This window comes from Methylocella tundrae, assembly GCF_901905185.1.
Lineage (GTDB): Bacteria > Pseudomonadota > Alphaproteobacteria > Rhizobiales > Beijerinckiaceae > Methylocapsa > Methylocapsa tundrae.
This window is the reverse complement of the sequence record NZ_CABFMQ020000024.1, coordinates 101,288-122,208: the sequence shown is the minus strand read 5'-3', so window position 1 is coordinate 122,208 and position 20,921 is coordinate 101,288. Positions and strand designations below refer to the sequence as shown.

Genomic DNA, 20,921 nt, shown 5'->3' with positions numbered 1-20,921 from the left:
GCCCCTCAGTTGCTCGTCATCTCGATGACGTCGCGCAGTTTCGGATAGATTTCATTCGTCCAGCGGCGGCCGCTGAATGTGCCGTAATGCCCAACGCCCGTCTGCACGTGATGCGACTTCATATATTGCCGCAGACCCGTGCAAAGGTCTTGCGCGGCAAGCGTCTGCCCGAGGCCGCAGATATCGTCGCGCTCACCTTCTATGGTGAGCAAAGCGGTGCGCCGGATGGCGCCCGGCTTCACTGCGCGGTCATGCACCCTGAGCTTGCCGAGCGGCAGCAGATGATCCTGAAAAACCATCTGTACAGTCGGCAGGTAGAATTCGGCCGGCAAATCCATAACGGCGAAATATTCCTCGTAGAATGATTTTATGAACTGAAACTTGGTCATGTCGTTATCGGCGTGCGCCTGCGCCATATCCTTGAAAGACTGCATATGGCGGTCGGGATTCATGCTGACGAAGGCGGCAAGCTGCATGAAGCCCGGATAGACCTTGCGGCGCGCGCCCTTATAAGCCACAGGCACATCGGCGATCAGATTCTTTTCAAACCATTCAATCGGCTTCGTCTTGGCGAGTTCATTGACCTTTGTCGGATTGACGCGCGTATCGATCGGACCCGCCATGAGAGTCATGCTGCGCGGCTGCGCCGCATCGCCGTTCTCCGCCATGATGGAGACCGCGGCGAGCACCGCGACGCAGGGCTGGCAGACAGCAACCACATGGGAGCCCGGCCCCATGACCTGCAGGAATTCGATGACATGATCGACGTAAGTGTCGAAGCCGAATTCGCCGGCCGCGAGGGGCACATCGCGGATATTGTGCCAGTCCGTAATATACACGTCGTGATGCGCCAGCATGGTCTTCACAGTCGCCTTCAGCAAAGTGGCGAAATGGCCCGACATTGGAGCGACGATCAAAACGCGCGGTTGCGGAGCGTCCACTTCCTTTCTGAAGCGCAACAGCGATGCGAAGGGCGTCGAGGCAACCACTTCTTCCGTCACAGGCACAACGCGGCCGCCGTCTGAGACTTCTGTGACATCGAAGGGAAGACGCGAATGCGTGATCGCGAGGTTCGCGAAGGTTTCGAGCACGCCAGCAAATCTACGGACGGAAAAATGCTGCCCGAAAAATGGCATGGGCTGCCGCATGACCGCCCCCGCCGCCGCCGCTATGGGCCGGAAAAAATCGAGGATGCTAGCCTGGGCTCCATAGGCTTCGTACATCATTGAGTCGCACCAGATCTGGAGAAATATACATCATCGGGAAGAAATTTATCGACGGCGCGCGGCATGCAATATGCTCGGGCCTTAAGGTCAAGGCTATGCAGTCTTTTCGGGATACGCAAGAGAACCCAAGTCCACGGTTTCCGTCCACGGTTGAAGAGGTGTTCATTGAGCGAGGCCATTCTCACCATCAGCAGCAAGAACTATTCCTCGTGGTCGCTCCGGGGGTGGTTGATGACCAGGTTTTCCGGCCTGCCTTTCGTCGAAAAGGTCATTTCGCCGGACGACCCGGCCATGCGAGCAGAACTCCTCCTCCTGTCGTCCTCTTTCCTCATTCCGAATTTGACGCACAATGGCCTGAAGATATGGGACACGCTCGCTATTGGGGAATATCTCCACGAAATCAAGCCTGAAGCGCAATTACTTCCAGCCGATCTGGAGCGGCGCACGCGTTGCCGTTCGATCAGCGGGGAGATGCATTCCGGCTTCGGCCCGATGCGCGCGGCCTTGCCGATGAATCTCAAAGGAGATTTCCCCAATTTTAAGGTATGGGCGCGCGCGCAGGCGGATATCGACCGCGTTACCGCGATATGGCGCGAACATCTCGATCTTTACGGCGGCCCCTTCCTCCTCGGAGAGCGGTCCATCGCCGATGCGATGTACGCCCCCGTCGTGACAAGGCTTTTGACCTATCACGTCAAGGTCGACGCGCAGAGCGCGGCTTATTGCAAAACGATTAGAGCGATGCCGGAACTGGAAGAATGGATCGAGGCGGCAAAAACGGAGCCCGATGATCTTGAAGAGCTCGAAGTCGAGTTTTGAGCGGAGGGATTGCAGCGTTGCCGGCGGCGCTCCGACAATCGGCGGCGTCACATTTCCCGTCGCATTCATATTGGGCGCAAGAGCTAAGTTTTGTGCAGACAGGCCCCGAAGGAGGGATCGCGAACGGCCGTGGTTGCACTTTCATCGGCCGCCTCTATTCTCATCAGCGGCCGGTTGTCCCCACCTGGAAGCGGGCGCGCGCGAAGAAATCGCGTCCGGGCTCGGCGGAAAGATGCGGATCCGCCGCCGTGGCGCGAAAGCGATGACCCGAAGCACGGCGCGTTTTCCTCGCCACGACGGACGTCACACGGCGACAGCCAACTGTCACGTTTTTCGCTTGTAGAATGCTCTTAGAAGCAAACTGCGATCCCATTCGCTTTATGAAGGAGATAAAATCATGAGCGTTGTCGATCTCAAAAAGCCTGCCGACGCTGAGGAGCCGGCCCCGACCAAGTTTTCTCATGTCAAAGAGGGCGACACGCAATTCCACGGGGATGGGCTACGCGATTTCTTCGAGTATCGAGATCTCGGAATCGCCGACGCGACCAATGGAAAGGTGATCGCTCATCTCGTCCGCGCCAAAAATCCGCCAGAGGAAGGCACCGGCTGGCATCGGCATATCGCAGACTTCCAGATCGTGCTGATGACCAAGGGATGGGCGCGCTTCATGTATGAAGATAAGGAGACCTTTGTCCAGGCGGGCGATTGCGTCCATCAGCGGCCAGGCATTACGCATTATCTCTTCGATTATTCGCCGGATATGGAATATCTGGAAATCGTTGGTCCCGCCGACTTCGGCACGGTGGACGCCGCTCCTCCGCCAGGCATAAAAGTGCCTCCGATCACGCCCTGGAAATAGGCAGTTCCGGCGTCAGGAGAGATAGTTATCATACTCTCCTGAAGTCATGATGAGGCAACCCCGGGTCTGTGGCCCGGCCCGCTTCTTGTTTCGATGATGCGCGCAAGACTGCGTTGGCCGCGCCGATCTCAGTGCGCTTACCGCCTTTGAAAAGCGTAGATCGGGCCGAGGTCTAAAATCCCGGTCAGTTCATCAAGCGCCGCGCGGCCTTCCTCGATCAAAGCGGGATCTACAAGGTCGGCGCCCGTCAGACGGTCGCGATAATGGCGTCGCACCCAGTTTTCGAGCCGACCGACGAGACCCTCATCCAAAAGGACGCGCCCCTTGAGGGCGTCGCGCTCTGCTTGCGTCAAAACAACGCGCAGACGAAGGCAGGCTGGCCCTCCTCCGTTCCACATGCTTTGCCGGATGTCCGCAAAAATCAGCTGGTCGATGGGGGCATGGCCGGACACGAGCCTTTCCGCGAAGGCCAGCGCTTTTGGAGACGACTTCACCTCTTCCGGGAGGATCAGAACCATGCTCCCGGAGCCGCCTGGACGCGTCGCCAGCTGGCAGTTGAAGAGGTAGCATCGAATGGCTTCTTCGAGCGGCACCTCCGCTTCGCGCACTGCGATCACAGACGTCTCGAAGGAGCAGGCCCTTTCGATCGCGTCAAAGGCCGCGCTGCCTGTCTCGAACGCGAACTCATGGGCCAGCATGACCGGCCCGTTGGAGACCGCGACGACATCATTATGAAAGGCGCCGGCGTCTATGGCCTTTTGCGCCTGGCGGATAAACAGCGTCCGCTTGGGATCGAGCTTGTGCAGCCGCGCGACCGCCTCTGAGGCTTCAAACGCCTGCCGCGGCGCGAAGCCGCGCGGCCGAAAGCCGTCCTCGAAAGCCGAGCGCCCAAAAACAAAGATCTCGACGCCCGCCTCTCCGTGAGACGGCGCAAGCCGCATGTGATTGGCCGCCCCTTCGTCGCCGAAATGGCCCCCCTTCGGCAGCGGTTCATGAACGGCAAAACGCGCGGAATCGAGGAAAATGGTCCTGAACACATGGGCCGTGAAAGCGCTCTCGAGCGAGCGATGGAATTTGCTAGCCAGATTGGCGGGCGTCACATGCAATAGTCCATCGGCGGCGTCGACGCTCGGCGAAACAGTCGCCGCATTCGCGGCCCACATCGCAGACGCGGAGGAAACGTTTGTGACCAGCGCCGGATCGGCCTTCCACGCCGCTTCCAGCACGGCGGCGTCCGAGCCCGAAAAGCCCATCTGCCGCAAAACGCCAGTGTCTGGCCGTTCATGCGGCGGCAAAACCGCCTGCGGGATGCCGAGCGCCATCAGAAGGCGCATTTTCTCCAGTCCTTGCAGGGCCGCCGCACGCGGATTGGACACGCGTCCGCGATTTTCGATCGATTTGACGTTTCCTTCGGAGAGGCCGCCAAAATTGTGGGTCGGTCCGACCAGCCCGTCGAAATTGACTTCCTCGGCGCTCATGTCCGCCTGCCCCGAACGCGCCTCCGAAGCCGCACAAGCCCCGCCCGCGGGGTCTTTGCGGCGCTCGCCCGGCTAGGCGCCGACATGATCCGACCGTTCTCGCGCGTCAACAAATGCTTCAAGCGCGGCGCGGCGGAGTCCCCGCAAGGCGTCAATGTCGATTGCGACCAATAAAGAGTCGCCGTTCGCGCGGGAAACCGTGACCGGACCGCCTTCCAAAAGCGCAGCGATCTCGCTGCGCTGGCGGCTGCGCGGGATATAGAAGAAATCACAGCAACACAGCCGGTCGGAGGCCTCGCCCGGGCGCGCCGCACAATAGGCGCAGAGCTCCATCAGCAGCCGGTGGTCTTCTGTCAGCGGTTCGAAGCCGGCTTTCAGGATGGACGCGCGCGAGCCCAGATTTTGCGGCGTGATGGCGGTGAGGATGCGCGCCGCGGGATCAATGAGGGAAATAACGGCGGCGATGCGCGCGCGGACCAGAAGCTTTTGCAGCCCGAACCCGCGAAATGCTGGCGCGACATAGCAGCTCCCCATTTCAATCAAGATCGGCTCGGCCTTGCTCAGCACAAAGGCGCCGGCGAGCGCGACCAGCCGCCCCTCGCTGCGCGCGACGCAGAAAAGGCCGGATTCTATGGCGCGGCGATAGTCGTCCGCAGGACGCGGCAACAGTTTTTCGTCGTCGGCGGCGCGCAGGAAGCCGACAATCTCCGCGTAATCAGACGATTGGGCCGTCTCGATGATCGCTGTCAGACGCATGGCTTACCTTCGGCTGATCATCATGGCCGTCAGGCCCTTCAGGATCGAAGCGACACATGGCCATAATTTGTGCCGTTCAGTGACTAATCCAAGCTAAACCGCTTCATTTTCCAACGCCCCGGGGAAGCCGCGCGCCCGCTGTTTCGCCGCAAAGACACCGCTTCAAAAGCGCCTTCATTCGGCCGGCGTCGGCGCCTGCACCGCGGGCTTGGCCTTGCGCGCCTTGCGGCCCTCCTCGAACCCTTGCAGGAGAGTGAAGAAAGACGGAACGAAGAGCACCGCAAGGCAGGTCGATGCGATCATGCCGCTGAACACGCTGATGCCGAGCGAGCGGCGGGCGTTCGCCCCCGCCCCCGTCGCTGTAACGAGCGGCACGACCCCGAGAATGAAGGCAAACGACGTCATGAGAATAGGGCGGAATCTTAACCGCGCCGCGTCCACAGCGGCTTCGAGAATCGGTTTGCCATCCTTGACACGCTCTTCCCTCGCCACCTCGACAATCAGAATGCCGTTCTTCGCCGACAGCGCGATCAGCAGCATCAGGCCGATCTGCGTATACAGATTGTTGGCGACTCCGAGACTGGTCAAGGCGACGACGGGGCCCAGCAAGGCGAGAGGCACGGCGGAAAGAACCGCGAGCGGCAGGATCCAGCTTTCATATTGTCCGGCGAGGACGAGATAGACGAGAAGGATCGAGAGGCCGAAGACAAAAACGATCTGATTGCCGACGAGCTTCTCCTGATAGGACATGCCGGACCATTCAAAACCGGCGTCCTTGGACAAGGTCGTTTTGGCGATTTGCTCCATCGTCGCCATTGATTGGCCGGAGCTGAAGCCCTGCGCCGGCGAGCCGACGATCGTCGCCGACGGAAACAGATTGTAGAGCGTGATCAGCGGCGGAGCCACCTCGTGATTGAGATAGGCGACGGAGCTGATCGGCACCATCTGCTGTTCGGTATTGCGGACATAGAAATTGAGAATGTCCTCCGGCTGCAGACGGAATTTCGCGTCGGCCTGCGCATAGACCTGGTAGGTCAGGCCGAACTTGTTGAATTGATTGACGAAGGTCGAACCCAAAAAGGTGCTCAGCGTTGAAAAAACGTCGCCGACGGAAACGCGCAGCGTTTGCGCCCGATCGCGGTCGATGGTGACGCCAACGTGCGGCGCGGTCGGGTGGAATGTCGTCAGAACGCGCTGGAGGGAAGGATTCGCGGAGGCTGATTTGACGATCTGCTGAGTCAACTCATCCAATTGAGTATAGTTGAAGCTGCCCCCGAGCAGTTCCACCTGCATCTGGAATCCGCCTGCCTGACCAATGCCTTGAATTGGCGGGGGCACCAGCACGACTCCCCTTCCGTCAGGCAGGCCGTTGAGTTCGCCCTGAATATGCTTCAGAATCGATATGAGATCTTGACCCTTGGCTTTTTCGCGCTCGGCGTAGGATTTGAAAATGACATATTCGACGCCGGCGTTGGCGAGCGTCGCATTATTGTCGAGAACGGATTCGCCTGAAATCGCGATCACATTCTCAACTCCCGGGGTCGCCTTCGCGATCTCCGTCGCGCGAGCGAGCGCGGCTGTCGTTCGTCCCAGGGCGGCGCCGTCCGGCAATTGCACGGCGATCATGGCATAGCCCTGATCATCATTGGGGATAAAGGCCGTCGGCAGGCGGGCGATGCCCCAAAAGCCAAGACCCGCGAGACCGATCGCGATCAGAACCATCAGTCCGCTGCGCCTCACCATCCGGCCGATCAGGGCCGCATAGGCGTTCTCCATCTTCTGGTAGACGAAATTAAAGCCCCGATAGAAAAAATTGCGCTGGTCGGGCGGCGTCGACTGACGCAGCCAGAGGGCGCATTGCGTCGGCTTCAACGTCGCCGCGTTGATCGCGCTGATCAGGGCCGTCGCGGCGATCACCAGCGCGAACTGAGCGAACATTTTGCCGGTGAGCCCCGGCATGAAAGCGGCTGGAATGAACACCGACATCAGGACCAGCGTGATGCCGATAATGGGTCCGAATAATTCGTCCATCGCCCGGATCGCGGCGTCATGGCCGGACATGCCGCGCTCGATATATTTCGAGACGCCCTCGACGATGACGATGGCGTCGTCGACGACGATGCCGATCGCGAGCACGATGCCGAACAGCGTTGAAAGGTTGACGGTGAAGCCGAGCGCCGCCATGCCGGCAAAAGCGCCGATGATGGTGACGGGAACCGTCGTCGCCGGCACAAGCGTCGCGCGAAAATTCTGCAAAAAGACGAGAATCACGATGAGGACCAGGATGCCGGCCTGGTAGAGCGTCGTGTAGACTTCCGAGATCGAATCCTGAACGAAGATCGTGGTGTCAAAGGGGATGGTGTATCGCAAGCCCTGCGGGAAATGCGCCGAGAGCTGCTCCATTTTCGCCTTGACCGCTTTCGCAACGGCGATCGAATTGGCCTCGGGCGTCTGAAAAATAGCGACGCCTGCGCCGGGCCGGGCGTTGAGCTTGAAATCCTGCGAATAGGTTTGCGCGCCGAGGTCGACGCGGGCGACATCCTTCACCCGGACGAGGCGGCCGCCCTGCGCGGTCTGGTCCTTGATGATGATTTCGCCGAACTGGGCCGGATCGTTCAACCGCGACTGGATGTCAATCGTGTATTGGAATTGCTGATCTTTCGGCGCCGGCGGCATGCCGACCTGGCCGGCGGCGACTTCCTGGCTCTGCTCGCGCACGGCCATGATGACGTCTTTCGGCTGCAAGCCGAAAGAATAGAGCTTTTCCGGATCGAGCCAGATGCGCATGGCGTAATTGCTGGCGCCAAACACGGTGACGTTGCCGACGCCCGGCAGCCGCGACAACTCATTGACGAGGTTGATCGTCGCATAATTGCTCATGAACAGGCTGTCATAGCGCCCATCCGGCGAATCCAGCGTCACGATCTGCAGGATCGCGGTATTCTTTTTCTGGATCGTAACGCCTTGCGATTGCACCGCCTGAGGCAGCGACGCCATCGCGCTGTTGACGCGGTTTTGCACCAGCACCTGGTCAATGTTGGGATCGGTGCCGATGTCGAAGGTCACCGTCAGCACATAGGTGCCGTCGGCGGCGCTGGTCGATTGCATATAGAGCATGCGGTCGACGCCATTGACCTGCAATTCTATCGGCAAAGCGACGGTGTCGATCACCGTCTGAGGGCTCGCTCCCGGATAGCGCGTCGTGACCTGCACGGTGGGCGGAACGACATTCGGATATTCGGACACGGGCAGCGTGTAGACCGCGACGGCGCCAATCAGCACAATGACGATCGCCAGCACATTGGCGAGGACCGGGTGCTCGATGAAAAACTTCGATATCATGGCCTAAGGTCCTACTGAGCGTCGATGCTCGTCAGCTTGGGGACGACTTTGAGGCCGGGGGAGACCCGCCAGAGATCCCCGACGACGATGCGATCGTCGGGATTGAGGCCGGACGTGATGACGCGCAGATCGCCGACCTGCTGCGCCGTCTTGACATAACGTTGCTCAACGACGTCATTTTTATTGACCAACATCAGATAGAGGCCGCCCTGGTCTTCCCCGATGGCCCGGGCCGGAACCAATAAGGCCCCCTCCGCCACACGTCCCTTCGGCAGGCGCATGCGCACGAACAGGCCGGGCAGCAGGCTGCGGTCGGGATTTTTCAAAATGCCGCGCACCTGCAGCGTGCCTGTCGTGGGATCGAATTGTGGCGAGACAAATTCGATGAAGCCATGATAGGGGAAGCCAGTCCCATTTTCGAGACCGACCTCGACCGGGATCTTGAGAAGTTCGGCGGGCGTAAGCCGGCGCTGATTGAGGTTGGCGCGGATATCGAGAACCTGCTGTTCGCTCAACGTTGCAGTCACATAGATCGGATCAAGCTGGTTGATCTCGGCCAGCGCCGTCTGCTGACCGGGGCCGCCGACGACGTTGCCGGGGTCGACAAGATGCTTGCCCATCAATCCGTCGAACGGCGCCCGCACTTCCGTGTAATCGAGATTAAGCTGAGCGACTTCAATCTGGCCCTGCGCGCCGAGGATGCCAGCCTCCGCCGCCTTTTGCTGATAGACCCATTTGTCGACTTCGGTGGCGGTCGCGGCGTTCTTGTGAAACAGCGCCGTGTAGCGAACGACCTCGATCTTTGCATAAGCGAGAGCCGCCTGCTGCGACAGCAGCTGAGCCTGCGCCTGCTGCAGCTGCGCCTTGTACTGAGCTTGTTGAATCGTGAAGAGGAGTTCGCCTTTCTTGACGATCGCGCCGTCGGCGAAATGTATCTGGTCGAGATAGCCTTCAACGCGCGCGATGAGCTTCACCACATTGGTTGACGCCGCCGTGCCCGTGACTTCGACATAGTCGGTCACCGATTGGACTTTTGGCTGCACGACGGGAATTTCGGGCGCGCCCGCCGCATAGGCCGGCCCCGCAGCCGCGCCGGGCGGTTGGGAATTGCTGCCTTGGCTGGTCGCTGCATGCGCCAGCGTGTGCCAGCAGCAGCAGGCTGCGAGCAACGCGCCGAAGGCGCCGATGCGGCGCGCTGACCCGGCCCTCGCTTCGCTTCCAAGGTTTGCGCGCTGATTTTCGATCGACCTCGGCTTCATGGCGAAACGCCCTTTTGCAAATTGAAGACTTAAAATTCCGGCGCCCGCACCGTCGGGCCTTCGTTTTCGGGTCCGGGCAGGCCTGGCGTCGGCGCGGCGAGCGCAGGCGGCGGGGGCTTCGGTGCGCCCGCGGGCGGCAGCACGTCGCCCCAATCGGTGCGCGCCCGCATTTGCGCATTCGTCGCGGGCGGCACGAAATCATTGCCGTCGCGAATCTGCCAGCCGCCGCCGAGCGCCTCATAGACCATGGTGACGCCGAGCGGGACGTTTCCTTCGGCGATGACGAGATCGTTTTGCGCCTGCAGCAAGTTCTGTTCGGAGGTCAGCACCGAGGTGTAATCGCGCGTGCCTTGCTGATATTCCAGAAGGGAGATTCCGAGCGCGCCATTTGCCGCGGCGACGCTGCGGCGGAGCGCTTCGACCGCGATCTTTGATTGCAGATAGGTGGAGACGCCATTCTCGACGTCCTGCTGGGCTTTCAGCACGGTGTTTTGATAATCGACCAGATATTGCTGCAAGGTGGCGTCCTGCAAGCGCACATTATTGGTGATTTGGCCGTAGTTCAGGATGTTCCATTGGAACGACGGACCAAAGGAATAGGCAAGGCCCGCCGGCGTGAAGATGGAGCTGAGCCTTGCGCCGTTGATGGTGCTGGCGGAGCCGCCGATTCGTCCGGTGAGGCTGATCGCAGGATAGAGCTCCGACTGCGCGACGCCGATCTGCGCGCTCTGCGCGGCGGCCTTCAATTCGGCGGCGCGCACGTCCGGCCGGCGGCGGAGAAGATCTGTCGGTATGCCGACGAAAATTTTCGCCGGAGGGACGGGTATTTTGCCCGTCGATCGCGCCAGCAGGGGATCAAGCGGCTCCGGCGTCATCCCCAAAAAGACGCGCAACGCGTTTTGCCCATGCTGCAGTTGCATTGTCAGCTGCGGAATCGACGCCTCGGTCTGGCCGAGAACGTTCTCTGCCTGGTAGACGTCTAGCTTGGTCGCCGTCCCCCCGCTGAACCGGTCTCGCGCGATCTGCAGCGCCTCCTTCTGGCGCACGATATTAGCTCTCGCGATGGCGATCTGCTTTTCCAGCGTACGAATGCCGATATAGGTCTTTGCGACATCGCCGAGCAAGGTCACGAGAACGTCGTCATAGCTGGCGACCGTGGCGAGATAGGCGGCGTCGGCCGATTCGACGCCGCGTCTGAACTTGCCCCAGAAATCGAGCTCCCACGCGGCCCTGGCGCCAAGCTGCGATTGCCAGAAATTATTCAGCTGCAACTGCGGATCGGAGGCGGCGTCGGCATGGCTCGGCCGGTTGTAGGTTGTGAGGCCAACGCCCTGCTGCTGCTGCGGATAAAGTTCGCCGATGGCGACGCCGAGTTCGGCCCGCGCCTGCAGCACCCGTGTTCCGGCGCTCAGCAAGGTGAGATTTTGATCATAAGCGATCTCGATCAGCCGGTTAAGCACCGGATCGTGAAACACCTTCCACCAATCACGGTAGTCTTGGCGTCCTGTCCCAATGGCGCGGTTATGCGCCTCAAGATAGTGATCGGCGACGGGCGCTGCGGGAGGGCCGAAATCGGGCCCGACGGCGCAGCCCGCCAAACAGGGAAGCAATGCGGCTGCGAGCGCGCGGCGGAGCGCCCGATTGAGCGAGCGGGCACCGTCTTTGGCCATGTCAGCCTCGGCGGGCGTGGCCATCCTTCGGTCGCGGCGCGCCGCGGCGCAGATGATGTGAGTCACTGGACAACGGCCCGATTGCAGCGTTTGATTGTTTGCGACAGCTAACATCACCTTGGACGGCAAAGCTGTGATAGTTTAGCCACGCCTACGCTAAATGTGAGGAAGCATTGGGCGGCCGATCCCAGGAGAGCGGCCAGCCGCTATGCGCACCGGTGCGCAGGCGCCATTCTGTCTCACATCTATTTGCCATGAAAAGAGCGCCGCCATGCCGCCCAACCCCGCCCCGAAGCTGAAGTCGCACATCGCCAAGGACCGCCCGCCATTCGACCGCATCGCTCTGTTGCTGCAAGGCGGCGGCGCGCTCGGCTCCTACCAGGCCGGGGTTTATGAGGCGCTGTCGGAAGCCAATGTTGAGCCCGACTGGGTGGCTGGAATCTCGATCGGTTCGATGAACTCGGCCTTGATCGCAGGAAACGCGCCTGAGTTGCGCGTCGCGCGGCTGCGCCAGTTCTGGGAGGAGATCACGACGTCGCCCTTCAGTATTCCTTTCATGCAATCCTTCAAGCCGAAGGGCGACTATGTGCACAGCGCTCTCAATCAGCTTCGCGCAGTCGGCATCATGCTTGCCGGCGCGAACGACTTCTTCAAGCCGCGGGCCCTGCCGCCATTCTTGCATCCGCCCGGGGCGCTCGAAGCTCTGAGCTTTTATGACGTGACGCCGCTCCGGGCGACCCTCGAGCGCCTGGTCGACTTCGATCGGATCAACGCGGGCGAGATGCGGCTTAGCGTCGGCGCCACCAATGTGCGCACTGGAAATTTCGCCTATTTCGATACAACGACGCATGAAATACGCCCCGAACACATCATCGCCAGCGGCGCGCTGCCGCCGGGCTTTCCGCCGGTCGAGATCGAGGGAGAGTATTATTGGGACGGCGGCATTGTCTCGAACACGCCGCTGCAGTGGGTGCTCGACAGTCGGCCGCGCGCGGACACGCTCGCCTTCCAGGTGGATCTCTGGAGCGCGCGGGGCGACATGCCTCGCGACATCGTCGAGGTCGACCTCAGGGCGAAGGAGATCCGCTTCTCAAGCCGGACCCGGCAAGGCACAGACCAGTTCAGGAAATCACAGCAGCTCCGCCGCGCCGTCTGCGGCCTTCTGAAACAGCTGCCCGGCGATCGCCGCAACGATCCGGAATGGAAGCTGCTCGAAGACGAGGCTGATGAGAAAGTCTATAATATCGTCCATCTCATCTACCATGCGAGCCGATATGAGAGTTCCTGCAAGGACTATGAATTCTCCCGCCAGACGATGGAGGAGCACTGGCGGGCCGGCTACAATGACACTGTGCGAACGCTGCGGCATCCCGAGGTGCTCGAGCGTCCGATGAACGCAGAAGGCTTCAGCACCTTCGACCTTGCCATCGACGGACGAGAGTAGTCGCCGCGTCGCGGGCTTCCACCTTGGCGCATGATCCGTCAGTCTTCCGCGCCCGCGTCGAGAATCCAGGCGCGGTCGCAAAACGACACATAGAGTCGCTCCTGACCGAGCGCGGCGCCGAGTTCGGCCGCGAGTTCGTTCAGCATTATTTCGATTTCCGCATCGAGCAGGCCGCCAAGATAGGCGTGCACCGCCTCCCCGGAGAAGATCGCCACCGGCTCGCGGTCCGAGCCGACCGAGCCATCCGGCCGCGGCCAGGCGTAGGTCACCTCGCCCCTGGTGAACATGCCTGATAGCGCGGGCAGCCCCGCCTCGACCCGCCGGCGCATCCAGCCGCGCGCCGTCCGCACCGCTTCCGAAATGTCATAGACGCGGCCCTCAGGGTCCCAGCCCTCGCGCAGGCCGACGGTGACCTTGAAATCGCGGCGTGGCCCCCGGGAGCCTGCGACGACCGCATATTTGAGCGCCTGCTGCGCAGGATTACCGGGGCCAGGATCGTCGCTCACGTTTCCTCCTTCCCGCGCATGATAGCTCCAAAAGAATCGCACCTGCGCCTTATCCGATTGTTTTCACGAATGCTTTTATCAGAGAAGCGATCAAAAACCCCCGAAATCACGCTTCTCATTCGCAAGCCGCCGTCAACGCGGGCCGCCACACTTAAAATGAGGCTTGCGGTATTTCGACAAGATGATGCCGCAAATCAAAGAGATAAGCCGTGATCGGGCGTGGCGCCCAAGGCTTTCCAGTCGGATCATTTGCGCCGACCAGTAGACGAATAGCGCAAAACCTGCCCAATAGACGATCCATGATCGCGGAAACCATCCAGCGCGGCTATGGGGGATGAATGGAAGTCAAGACAACAGCTCTGCCCGGCGTTCTCGTGTTGAAGCCGCGCCGCTTTGCCGATTCGCGCGGCTACTTCGTTGAAACCTATAACCAGCGCGGCCTTGCCGAAGCCGGCGTCAGCGCCCAGTTCGTGCAGGACAACCAGTCCTTCTCGGCGAAGGCTGGGACCATCCGCGGCCTGCATTTTCAACTGCCGCCCGCGGCGCAGACAAAACTCGTCAGGGCCTTGCGCGGAAGCATTTTTGACGTCGCCGTCGATCTGCGTCAGGGCTCGCCCACATTCGGGCGCTGGATCGGCGAAACCCTGACCGCCAGCGGCGGGGAACAGCTTCTGATCCCGCGCGGCTTCGCCCATGCGTTCTGCACGCTGGAGGACGACGCCGAAGTCGCCTATAAGGTCGATGATTTCTATGCGCCGAAATGCGACAGCGGGCTCATCTGGAACGACCCTGACCTCGGCATCGACTGGCCAATCGATCCGGCTTCCGTGATCCTCTCTGACAAGGACGCGACGCTCGGATCTTTCAAAGCTTTCGCTTCGCCCTTCCGCTACGAGGCCGCCTCACCATGACTGTCGCAGCCAGACGCATTCTCGTCACCGGCGGAGCCGGATTCATCGGCTCTGCGGTTGTGCGCGAGATCATCGGCCATACGCCGCATTCCGTGCTCGTGGTCGACAAGCTGACCTATGCCGGCAATCTCGATTCGCTTGCGCCCGTTGCCGACGATCCGCGCTATTCCTTCATCCGTGCGGACATCGTCGACGCCCCGCTTATGAACGAGATTTTCGCCGCCTTCAGGCCCGACATCGTCATGCATCTCGCAGCCGAAAGTCATGTCGACCGCTCGATCGACGGGCCCGGCGAATTCATCCGCACCAATGTCGTTGGAACCTTCACCCTGCTGCAGGCGGCGCTCGGTTTCTGGCGCTCATTGACGGAGCCGCAGCAAAGCGCGTTTCGCTTTCATCATATCTCGACCGATGAAGTCTTCGGCTCGCTCGGCGACGAGGGCTTTTTCGCTGAGACGACGGCCTATAGTCCGAACTCGCCCTACTCCGCCTCGAAGGCTTCCTCCGACCATCTCGTCAACGCGTGGCGGCACACCTATCAGCTGCCGACCATCATCAGCAATTGTTCGAACAACTACGGCCCTTATCATTTCCCTGAGAAGCTGATCCCGCTGACGATCATCAATGCGCTCGAAGGCAAGCCTTTGCCGGTCTATGGCGCCGGCGCCAATATTCGCGATTGGCTCTTCGTCGAGGACCATGCGCGCGCGCTGCTGACGGTTGCGACGCAAGGCGCGGTCGGTCAATCCTATTGCATCGGCGGACATAATGAAAAGAGCAACCTCGACGTAGTCCACGCGATCTGCGCGCTAGTCGATGAGCTTGCCCCTGATCCTGCGATCGGACGCCGCGCCGGGCTCATCACTTTCGTCACGGATCGTCCGGGTCACGATCTTCGCTATGCGATCGATCCGGGCAAGATCGCCGTGGAGCTTGGCTGGCGTCCGCGCGAAACCTTCGAGTCTGGATTGCGCCAGACCGTTGAATGGTATCTTGAAAATCGCGCCTGGTGGGACCGCATCAGATCCGGCGTCTATCGCGGCGAACGCCTCGGGGTTGTCGCGTGATCCTCATATTGGGAGCCGGCGGACAACTCGGGCAGGAACTTCAGCGTAGCGCATCCAACAAGGCGGTTCCTCACAGAGCGTTCTCGCACGCCGAGGTTGACATCGTCGACGCCGGCGCCGTCGCGCGCGCCCTTGACGCAACCAGACCGACCGTCGTCGTCAACGCCGCCGCCTACACCAAGGTTGACCTCGCCGAAAAAGAGATCGAGGCCGCGCGGCTCGGCAATGAGATCGGGCCGGGGGTCATCGCAGGAGTCTGCGCCGCAGAGCGAACGCCGCTCATCCACATCTCGACCGACTATGTTTTCGATGGCGCGAAGTCAGCTCCTTACGTGGAAAGCGATCCGATCTCGCCGCTCGGCGTCTATGGCCGCACCAAGGCCGCGGGCGAAGCGGCCGTTCGCGAAGCGACAGACCATCATATTATTTTGCGCACTTCCTGGGTCTATGGGGAATTCGGCAATAATTTTTTGAAGACCATGCTGCGCCTGGCTAGGGAGCGTGACGAGCTGCGCGTGGTGGCCGATCAGCGTGGATGTCCGACGTCGACGCGCGATATCGCCGATGCGATTTTGCGCATCGCGCCCCGGATCGCCTCCGACGCCAATTTATATGGCACATATCATTTTGCAGGGGCCGGAGCGACGACCTGGCACGGATTTGCGAACCGCATCGTAGACGCGCAAGCTCCCATCACAGGGCGGCGTCCTAGCGTCGTCGCCATAACGAGCGCGGACTATCCGACGCCTGCGCGCCGCCCCGCCAATTCCGTGTTCGATTGCAGCCTTTTCGAGCGTAGCTTTGGATTTAGCGCTCATCCCTGGAGCGAAGAAACCGATGCGATCGTCAAGCTGCTCACCGGCGACGGATGAAGCCTGAATTTTTAAGGAAAGCATACGGTTCCTTTGGGAGCCATACGGTTCAAGGGCGGCGGCGGAAAAAGGCGATTGGTCATGCGTAAAGGCATCATTCTGGCGGGCGGTTCCGGGACGCGCCTGCATCCGCTGACGCTCGTGACGTCAAAACAACTCCTGCCCGTCTATGACAAGCCGATGATCTATTATCCGCTGTCGACATTGATGCTGGCTGGAATCCGCGACATTCTCATCATCTCGACGCCGCAGGATCAAGCCGCGTTCAGGCATCTTATCGGTGATGGAAGCCAATGGGGCCTGCGCATCGACTATGCGGTCCAGCCGTCTCCCGATGGACTGGCGCAAGCCTTTCTCATCGGCGCGGATTTTCTCGATGGCGATCCTGCATGTCTGATCCTCGGCGACAATCTCCTCTATGGCCACGGCCTGTCGGAAACGTTGCAGCGCGCCAACGCCTCGAGCGGTTGCGCCACCGTCTTCGGCTATTCCGTCGACGAACCGGAGCGCTACGGCGTTATCGAATTCAACGAGACGGGCGATGTGCTATCGATCGAGGAGAAGCCGCAACAGCCGAAGTCCAACTGGGCCGCGATCGGCATCTATTTCTACGACGCCGACGTCGTCGATCTTGCCCGCAGTCTGCGTCCCTCGGCGCGAGGCGAACTCGAAATCACCGACCTTAACAATCTCTATATTGGTCAACAACGGTTGAAGCTCGAAAGGCTAGGTCGAGGCTTTGCCTGGTTCGACGCCGGCACGCATGACTCCTTGATGGAGGCGGCGGAGTTCGTTCGCGTCCTTCAACACCGGCAGGGCCAGCTCATCTCGGCGCCGGAAGAGATTGCCTATCTCAACGAATGGATCAGCAAGGATGATTTCGCGCAACTCGCAATGAAGCTCGGCAAGACAAAATATGGCCGCCGTCTGCTCGACCATTTCAAATCATGAGCGCACCGGCCGTCAGAGCGCGATGATCGCGCACTAACACTTGATATAGGCGCAGGCGCTGAGCCCAGTCAGCGCCGGGCTCGATATCATGCTCACAATTTGCATGACTTTCTCAGCGTCCGTGATCGGGGCGTTCGAGACATAGAGCAGGTCTCTGTTCTGGATGCGGAAGCCCTGGGCGATGAAGAGGCTCGCCGCATCGCGCAGGTTCAGCCTGTAGACGACCGGCGTCACCCGATTATGTGCAACGAGCGTTGAGCCGGGAGCCAACGCGCGGACGACGCTCTCGGGCTCGAAGCGGAATACGAAAACGCCGGCGGGGTCGGAGCGGAAATCCATAAGTCCGCCGGCCTTGGCGAGAGCCTGCGACAGACTGATGCCTTCGGCATCGAACGGGATCTCGGCGTTCCTGCCCGTCGCGCCATAAGCGATGAAGGTTTGCGGATCCCGGATCAACGTCAGCACGTCGTTGGGGCGCAAATAGATATTTTCCTTCGGATCCGAAGAGACGCGGCTCATCGCGACGCGAACCGTCTCCTGACCTCTCGAAAGTTGAACATAGGTCTCGTTCACCGGCGCCCTGATGCCGCCCGCGGTCGCGATAACGTCCATGACCCGGTCGCCTCTGACGCTCAAGGGCACGCGTGCGCCATTGACGACTTCGCCCGTAACGGTGACGCTATTGCTGACCGACTTCGGCATATTGATCAGAACCTGCGGCTCGATCGCTTTTCCCGCGAGCGCGTGTTCGACGATGCCCTGCACCTCCTGCGTCGTGCGTCCGGCTACTTTGATCCGGCCAGCGTAGGGAACGCTGATGGAGCCGTCGCGGCCGACAATCTGATCCGGTATCGTTGAACTTTTTGACCCCGTGCTGAACCTATCACTGACGAGCGGAGCCGAAAACAATCCACCCGCGCCGGCTTCCCATATGGTCACGGCCACCGTGTCGCCAACGCCGATTTTTGGCTCAACTGAGGGCCTGTAATCCCCGAAATGGGTGAGGAAACTATCCGGACCGCGATGCCGCAATATATCGAGCACTGAAGAATTGATGTCGACAATTTCATAGCGCTGCACGCCGGGCGACGTGGACTGAGCGATCACGTCATCCGTACTGGGACCAGATCCGCTGAGAAGGGTCCCACAGCCGGTCAGGGCAAGCAACGCCGCGCCGGAAAGCAGAATGCCTGCGACATTCAAGAAATCATTCCGCATTCACGACCCATCCATATTAGCCTCAGCGTTATCATTCCTGCCGCCTCGGAGCCATCCCCGAGGCTCGCCGGACAACTCTTATCCTGAGGGTGTAGCGAATAGGTCACAACAAACCCTTGATCCAATAAAATTCGCCATGCGGCGCTTCAGCTCAAAATGGGACAGTGGCATGAAAGTCGACGAAAATTCTGACTGGAGGCATAACATCGTTAACGTCAATTGCTTGGACTCCTTATGCCTATGTCGCTGAAAATCGGGAATCTTAAGGCAGCGCCCCATCTTGCAAGCCTATTGCTGATTGCGCACAGCCGCATTTTCGACGCGAACTGGTACAAAACGGAATACCCCGAGAGCGTCGCTCGCGGCTTTAGTCCCCTTGTTCATTATCTGCTGGAAGGCGCGCGGCAGGGGGCGCGCCCACACATCCTCTTCGATCCAGCCTGGTATCGTCGAAGCCGAGCGCCGACCCAAAGAGACCAGGACCCTCTGCTCGATTACATCAAATATGGCGCCGCCGAAGGATTCGAGCCGTCCCCATATTTTTCGTCCTCCTATTATCGCAAGCTCGCTGGCGATCTTCGCGGCCTGACCCCCCTCGGCCATTTCATCGCCCATGGCCTGCCGCGCGGGGTCTCGCCGACGCTCCTCTTTGACCGCGACTGGTACCTCTCCCAAAATCCTGACGTCCGCGAGGTCGGGTTCGATCCGTTCCTTCATTTCGTCGCGTCCGGCTCACGCGATGGACGCTCCCCGGGGCCGCTCTTTGATGCGTCCTGGTATCGCATGAAGAATGCCGACGTTCGAGATAGAGGTTTTGACCCCCTGCCCCATTATCTCGCCTTTGGCGCCGCCGAAGGCCGCAAACCGCATGAGCGTTTCGATCCCGCCTTTTATGTCGCCAAGGCGTCGGATCCGCTCGTCACGCCAGAAAACGCATTGGTCGAATATGCAGAGGTCGGCCGCGAGCAATGGCGAAGCAGCCATGCCTTCCTGCCGCCGCCCGATTCGCCAGTCGCGGCCTTTGAACAGTTCCCGTGGCGCCACTCAGGCTCGCCGCGCGAGCGATTTGACGCGCCCTTTCGGGTTCTCATCGTCGATCTTGCTCCGTCGCCATCAGCCAGAGCGCGCAACATCGAGCTTCGCTGCGCGCTCAACACCTTGCCGCAACTCGATGTCCACATATTAACGAACGCGCCGCCGGGCTTTGCGCAGGCCGGCGGCGCAACGCTTGATCTTTCACGTTCCGAGTTCGCCTCGCTCGACCACGCCATCGTCGTGGACCGCCTGCTGCGCGCATTGAAATTTCGCGACCCGCGCGCACTCGTCATCGAGGCGGAAAACGCCAGTCCACAGCTTCCGGAAACATGTGCGGCGCTCAACCTTCCCTATTATCGGCTTGACGTCGACGCGGCGCTTTCAACCGCTGAGTGGACTGAGCTTCTGCATAGCCGCATGGGCTATTGCGCGCTACCAAGGCCGACGATCTCAGTCATCATTCCAAATTACAATCACGCACGCTATCTCGACGAGCGGCTGAAGTCGATTTTCGCCCAACAGTCTCCACCTGATGAAATTATCTTCCTCGACGATGCGTCGGCGGACGAGAGCCTTGCCATCGCGCGAGCCTCGAAAGCCAAGTCGAAAATCCCATTCGCTATCTTGACCAATCCACGCAACAGCGGCTCGCCGTTCAAACAATGGGCGAAGGGCGTTTCACATGCGAAATGCGATCTCGTCTGGATCGCCGAGAGCGACGACTCATCAGATCCTCGCTTCTTGCAACGCATGGCGGAAAGCTTCACGGATCCCGACGTCGTCCTCGCCTATAGCGATTCAGAGGTGATCGGGACACAGGGGGAAATCCTGGCGCAAAGCTATCGATTTTATACCGACACGCTCGACGAGCTCAAATGGCTCACCGGATACGTCGAGAGCGGAGCTAGCGAAATCCTGACGACGCTCGCGATCAAGAACACGATTCCGAATGTCAGCTCGGCCGTGTTCAAACGAACGGCGCTCGTTGACGCCATCAGACAAATCCAGGATTTTCGATATTGCGGCGACTGGCGGGCCTATCTCGCGTGCTTGCGACAGGGCAAGATTTCCTTCCGCCCTGAGGCGTTGAACAGGCACAGGCAGGAACCCGGCGGCGTGACGCAGGGCGGCGAACGCGCGACCTTAGGCGTTCAGGAGGCGCTCGTCATCAAACAGGATATCTTCGCTCATTCTCAATGTACGAACCGCGTGGTCTGGCTCAGCCTCGCTCAAACAGTGTTCGAATATGAGATGCGATCGCTGGCGCTGGCCGGAGGACGCCCGGCCTTCACGGCGAGTGAGGCTCTGGCCAACTCTCTTCATGAAATGTCGATCGTCATAGGCCGGCAGCGCCCTCACTATTTCGCGCATCAAGACGAAGTTTCGCTGTATGTGCGCGCTCTCGCCGAAAGTTCGACTGGTCTCGACAGGGCCGCCCGTGAGGCGCTCGTCGCCCGCGTTCTCACCGAACTGAGAGTGATAGCGAAGCGGGAGGCGTGATTTTCCCG

The 20,921-nt window shown here is 60.5% G+C and carries 16 protein-coding genes; 8 read left to right on the top strand and 8 right to left on the bottom strand.

Annotated features, from left to right (window positions below):
* Nucleotides 1–5: 5 nt before the first annotated feature.
* Nucleotides 6–1,226: a polyhydroxyalkanoate depolymerase gene (locus tag MPC4_RS04090; RefSeq protein WP_210253593.1), complete on the bottom strand. Its 1,221-nt coding sequence runs from the start codon at nucleotides 1,224–1,226 to the stop codon at nucleotides 6–8.
* 165 nt (nucleotides 1,227–1,391) lie between these two features.
* Between MPC4_RS04090 and MPC4_RS04085 the strand changes: the two genes are divergently transcribed.
* Both MPC4_RS04085 and MPC4_RS04080 read left to right on the top strand, forming a co-directional pair.
* Complete coding sequence (locus MPC4_RS04085; RefSeq protein ID WP_174511400.1) at nucleotides 1,392–2,045, top strand: glutathione S-transferase; 654 nt, start codon at nucleotides 1,392–1,394, stop codon at nucleotides 2,043–2,045.
* A gap of 397 nt (nucleotides 2,046–2,442) precedes the next feature.
* Entirely contained in the window at nucleotides 2,443–2,904 is a 462-nt protein-coding gene (locus MPC4_RS04080) for a cupin domain-containing protein (protein WP_174511399.1), read from the top strand.
* A 137-nt stretch (nucleotides 2,905–3,041) separates the two neighbouring features.
* Here MPC4_RS04080 and astB read toward each other — a convergent pair whose 3' ends face one another.
* From astB to MPC4_RS04055, 5 genes are all read right to left on the bottom strand, one after another.
* Entirely contained in the window at nucleotides 3,042–4,382 is a 1,341-nt protein-coding gene (gene astB, locus MPC4_RS04075) for an N-succinylarginine dihydrolase (protein WP_174511398.1), read from the bottom strand.
* A gap of 72 nt (nucleotides 4,383–4,454) precedes the next feature.
* Nucleotides 4,455–5,138, bottom strand: a complete 684-nt coding sequence (locus MPC4_RS04070; protein WP_174511397.1) for a GNAT family N-acetyltransferase — start codon at nucleotides 5,136–5,138, stop codon at nucleotides 4,455–4,457.
* Nucleotides 5,139–5,312: 174 nt separating this feature from the next.
* Nucleotides 5,313–8,480: an efflux RND transporter permease subunit gene (locus tag MPC4_RS04065; protein WP_174511396.1), complete on the bottom strand. Its 3,168-nt coding sequence runs from the start codon at nucleotides 8,478–8,480 to the stop codon at nucleotides 5,313–5,315.
* An 11-nt stretch (nucleotides 8,481–8,491) separates the two neighbouring features.
* On the bottom strand, nucleotides 8,492–9,739 hold the full coding sequence (locus MPC4_RS04060; RefSeq protein WP_174511395.1) for an efflux RND transporter periplasmic adaptor subunit: 1,248 nt from the start codon (nucleotides 9,737–9,739) through the stop codon (nucleotides 8,492–8,494).
* Nucleotides 9,740–9,768: 29 nt separating this feature from the next.
* On the bottom strand, nucleotides 9,769–11,409 hold the full coding sequence (locus MPC4_RS04055; RefSeq protein WP_244628832.1) for an efflux transporter outer membrane subunit: 1,641 nt from the start codon (nucleotides 11,407–11,409) through the stop codon (nucleotides 9,769–9,771).
* A 271-nt stretch (nucleotides 11,410–11,680) separates the two neighbouring features.
* Between MPC4_RS04055 and MPC4_RS04050 the strand changes: the two genes are divergently transcribed.
* On the top strand, nucleotides 11,681–12,853 hold the full coding sequence (locus MPC4_RS04050) for a patatin-like phospholipase family protein (protein WP_174511393.1): 1,173 nt from the start codon (nucleotides 11,681–11,683) through the stop codon (nucleotides 12,851–12,853).
* A 38-nt stretch (nucleotides 12,854–12,891) separates the two neighbouring features.
* Here MPC4_RS04050 and MPC4_RS04045 read toward each other — a convergent pair whose 3' ends face one another.
* Nucleotides 12,892–13,359 (bottom strand): hypothetical protein, encoded by a 468-nt coding sequence (locus MPC4_RS04045; protein WP_174511392.1) that lies wholly within the window; start codon nucleotides 13,357–13,359, stop codon nucleotides 12,892–12,894.
* 338 nt (nucleotides 13,360–13,697) lie between these two features.
* Between MPC4_RS04045 and rfbC the strand changes: the two genes are divergently transcribed.
* The 4 genes from rfbC (at nucleotide 13,698) to rfbA (ending at nucleotide 17,160) form a co-directional block, all read left to right on the top strand.
* Nucleotides 13,698–14,270, top strand: a complete 573-nt coding sequence (rfbC, locus tag MPC4_RS04040) for a dTDP-4-dehydrorhamnose 3,5-epimerase (RefSeq protein ID WP_174511391.1) — start codon at nucleotides 13,698–13,700, stop codon at nucleotides 14,268–14,270.
* The gene (gene rfbB / locus MPC4_RS04035) at nucleotides 14,267–15,337 is read left to right on the top strand and encodes a dTDP-glucose 4,6-dehydratase (RefSeq protein ID WP_174511390.1); all 1,071 of its coding nucleotides are present in this window, start codon (nucleotides 14,267–14,269) and stop codon (nucleotides 15,335–15,337) included. The genes rfbC and rfbB overlap by 4 nt, the downstream gene beginning before the upstream one ends.
* A complete protein-coding gene (gene rfbD, locus MPC4_RS04030) occupies nucleotides 15,334–16,209 on the top strand; it encodes a dTDP-4-dehydrorhamnose reductase (protein WP_174511389.1) in 876 nt (291 codons plus the stop codon). The genes rfbB and rfbD overlap by 4 nt, the downstream gene beginning before the upstream one ends.
* Before the next feature lie 81 nt (nucleotides 16,210–16,290).
* The gene (rfbA, locus tag MPC4_RS04025; protein WP_174511388.1) at nucleotides 16,291–17,160 is read left to right on the top strand and encodes a glucose-1-phosphate thymidylyltransferase RfbA; all 870 of its coding nucleotides are present in this window, start codon (nucleotides 16,291–16,293) and stop codon (nucleotides 17,158–17,160) included.
* Nucleotides 17,161–17,193: 33 nt separating this feature from the next.
* Here rfbA and MPC4_RS04020 read toward each other — a convergent pair whose 3' ends face one another.
* Nucleotides 17,194–18,378 carry a polysaccharide biosynthesis/export family protein gene (locus tag MPC4_RS04020; protein WP_174511387.1) on the bottom strand — a complete coding sequence of 395 codons (1,185 nt, stop codon included), beginning with the start codon at nucleotides 18,376–18,378 and terminating at the stop codon, nucleotides 17,194–17,196.
* 240 nt (nucleotides 18,379–18,618) lie between these two features.
* On the opposite strand from MPC4_RS04020, the gene MPC4_RS04015 reads away from it, so the two are divergent.
* The gene (locus MPC4_RS04015) at nucleotides 18,619–20,913 is read left to right on the top strand and encodes a glycosyltransferase family 2 protein (RefSeq protein WP_174511386.1); all 2,295 of its coding nucleotides are present in this window, start codon (nucleotides 18,619–18,621) and stop codon (nucleotides 20,911–20,913) included.
* The last annotated feature ends 8 nt before the right edge of the window (nucleotides 20,914–20,921 follow it).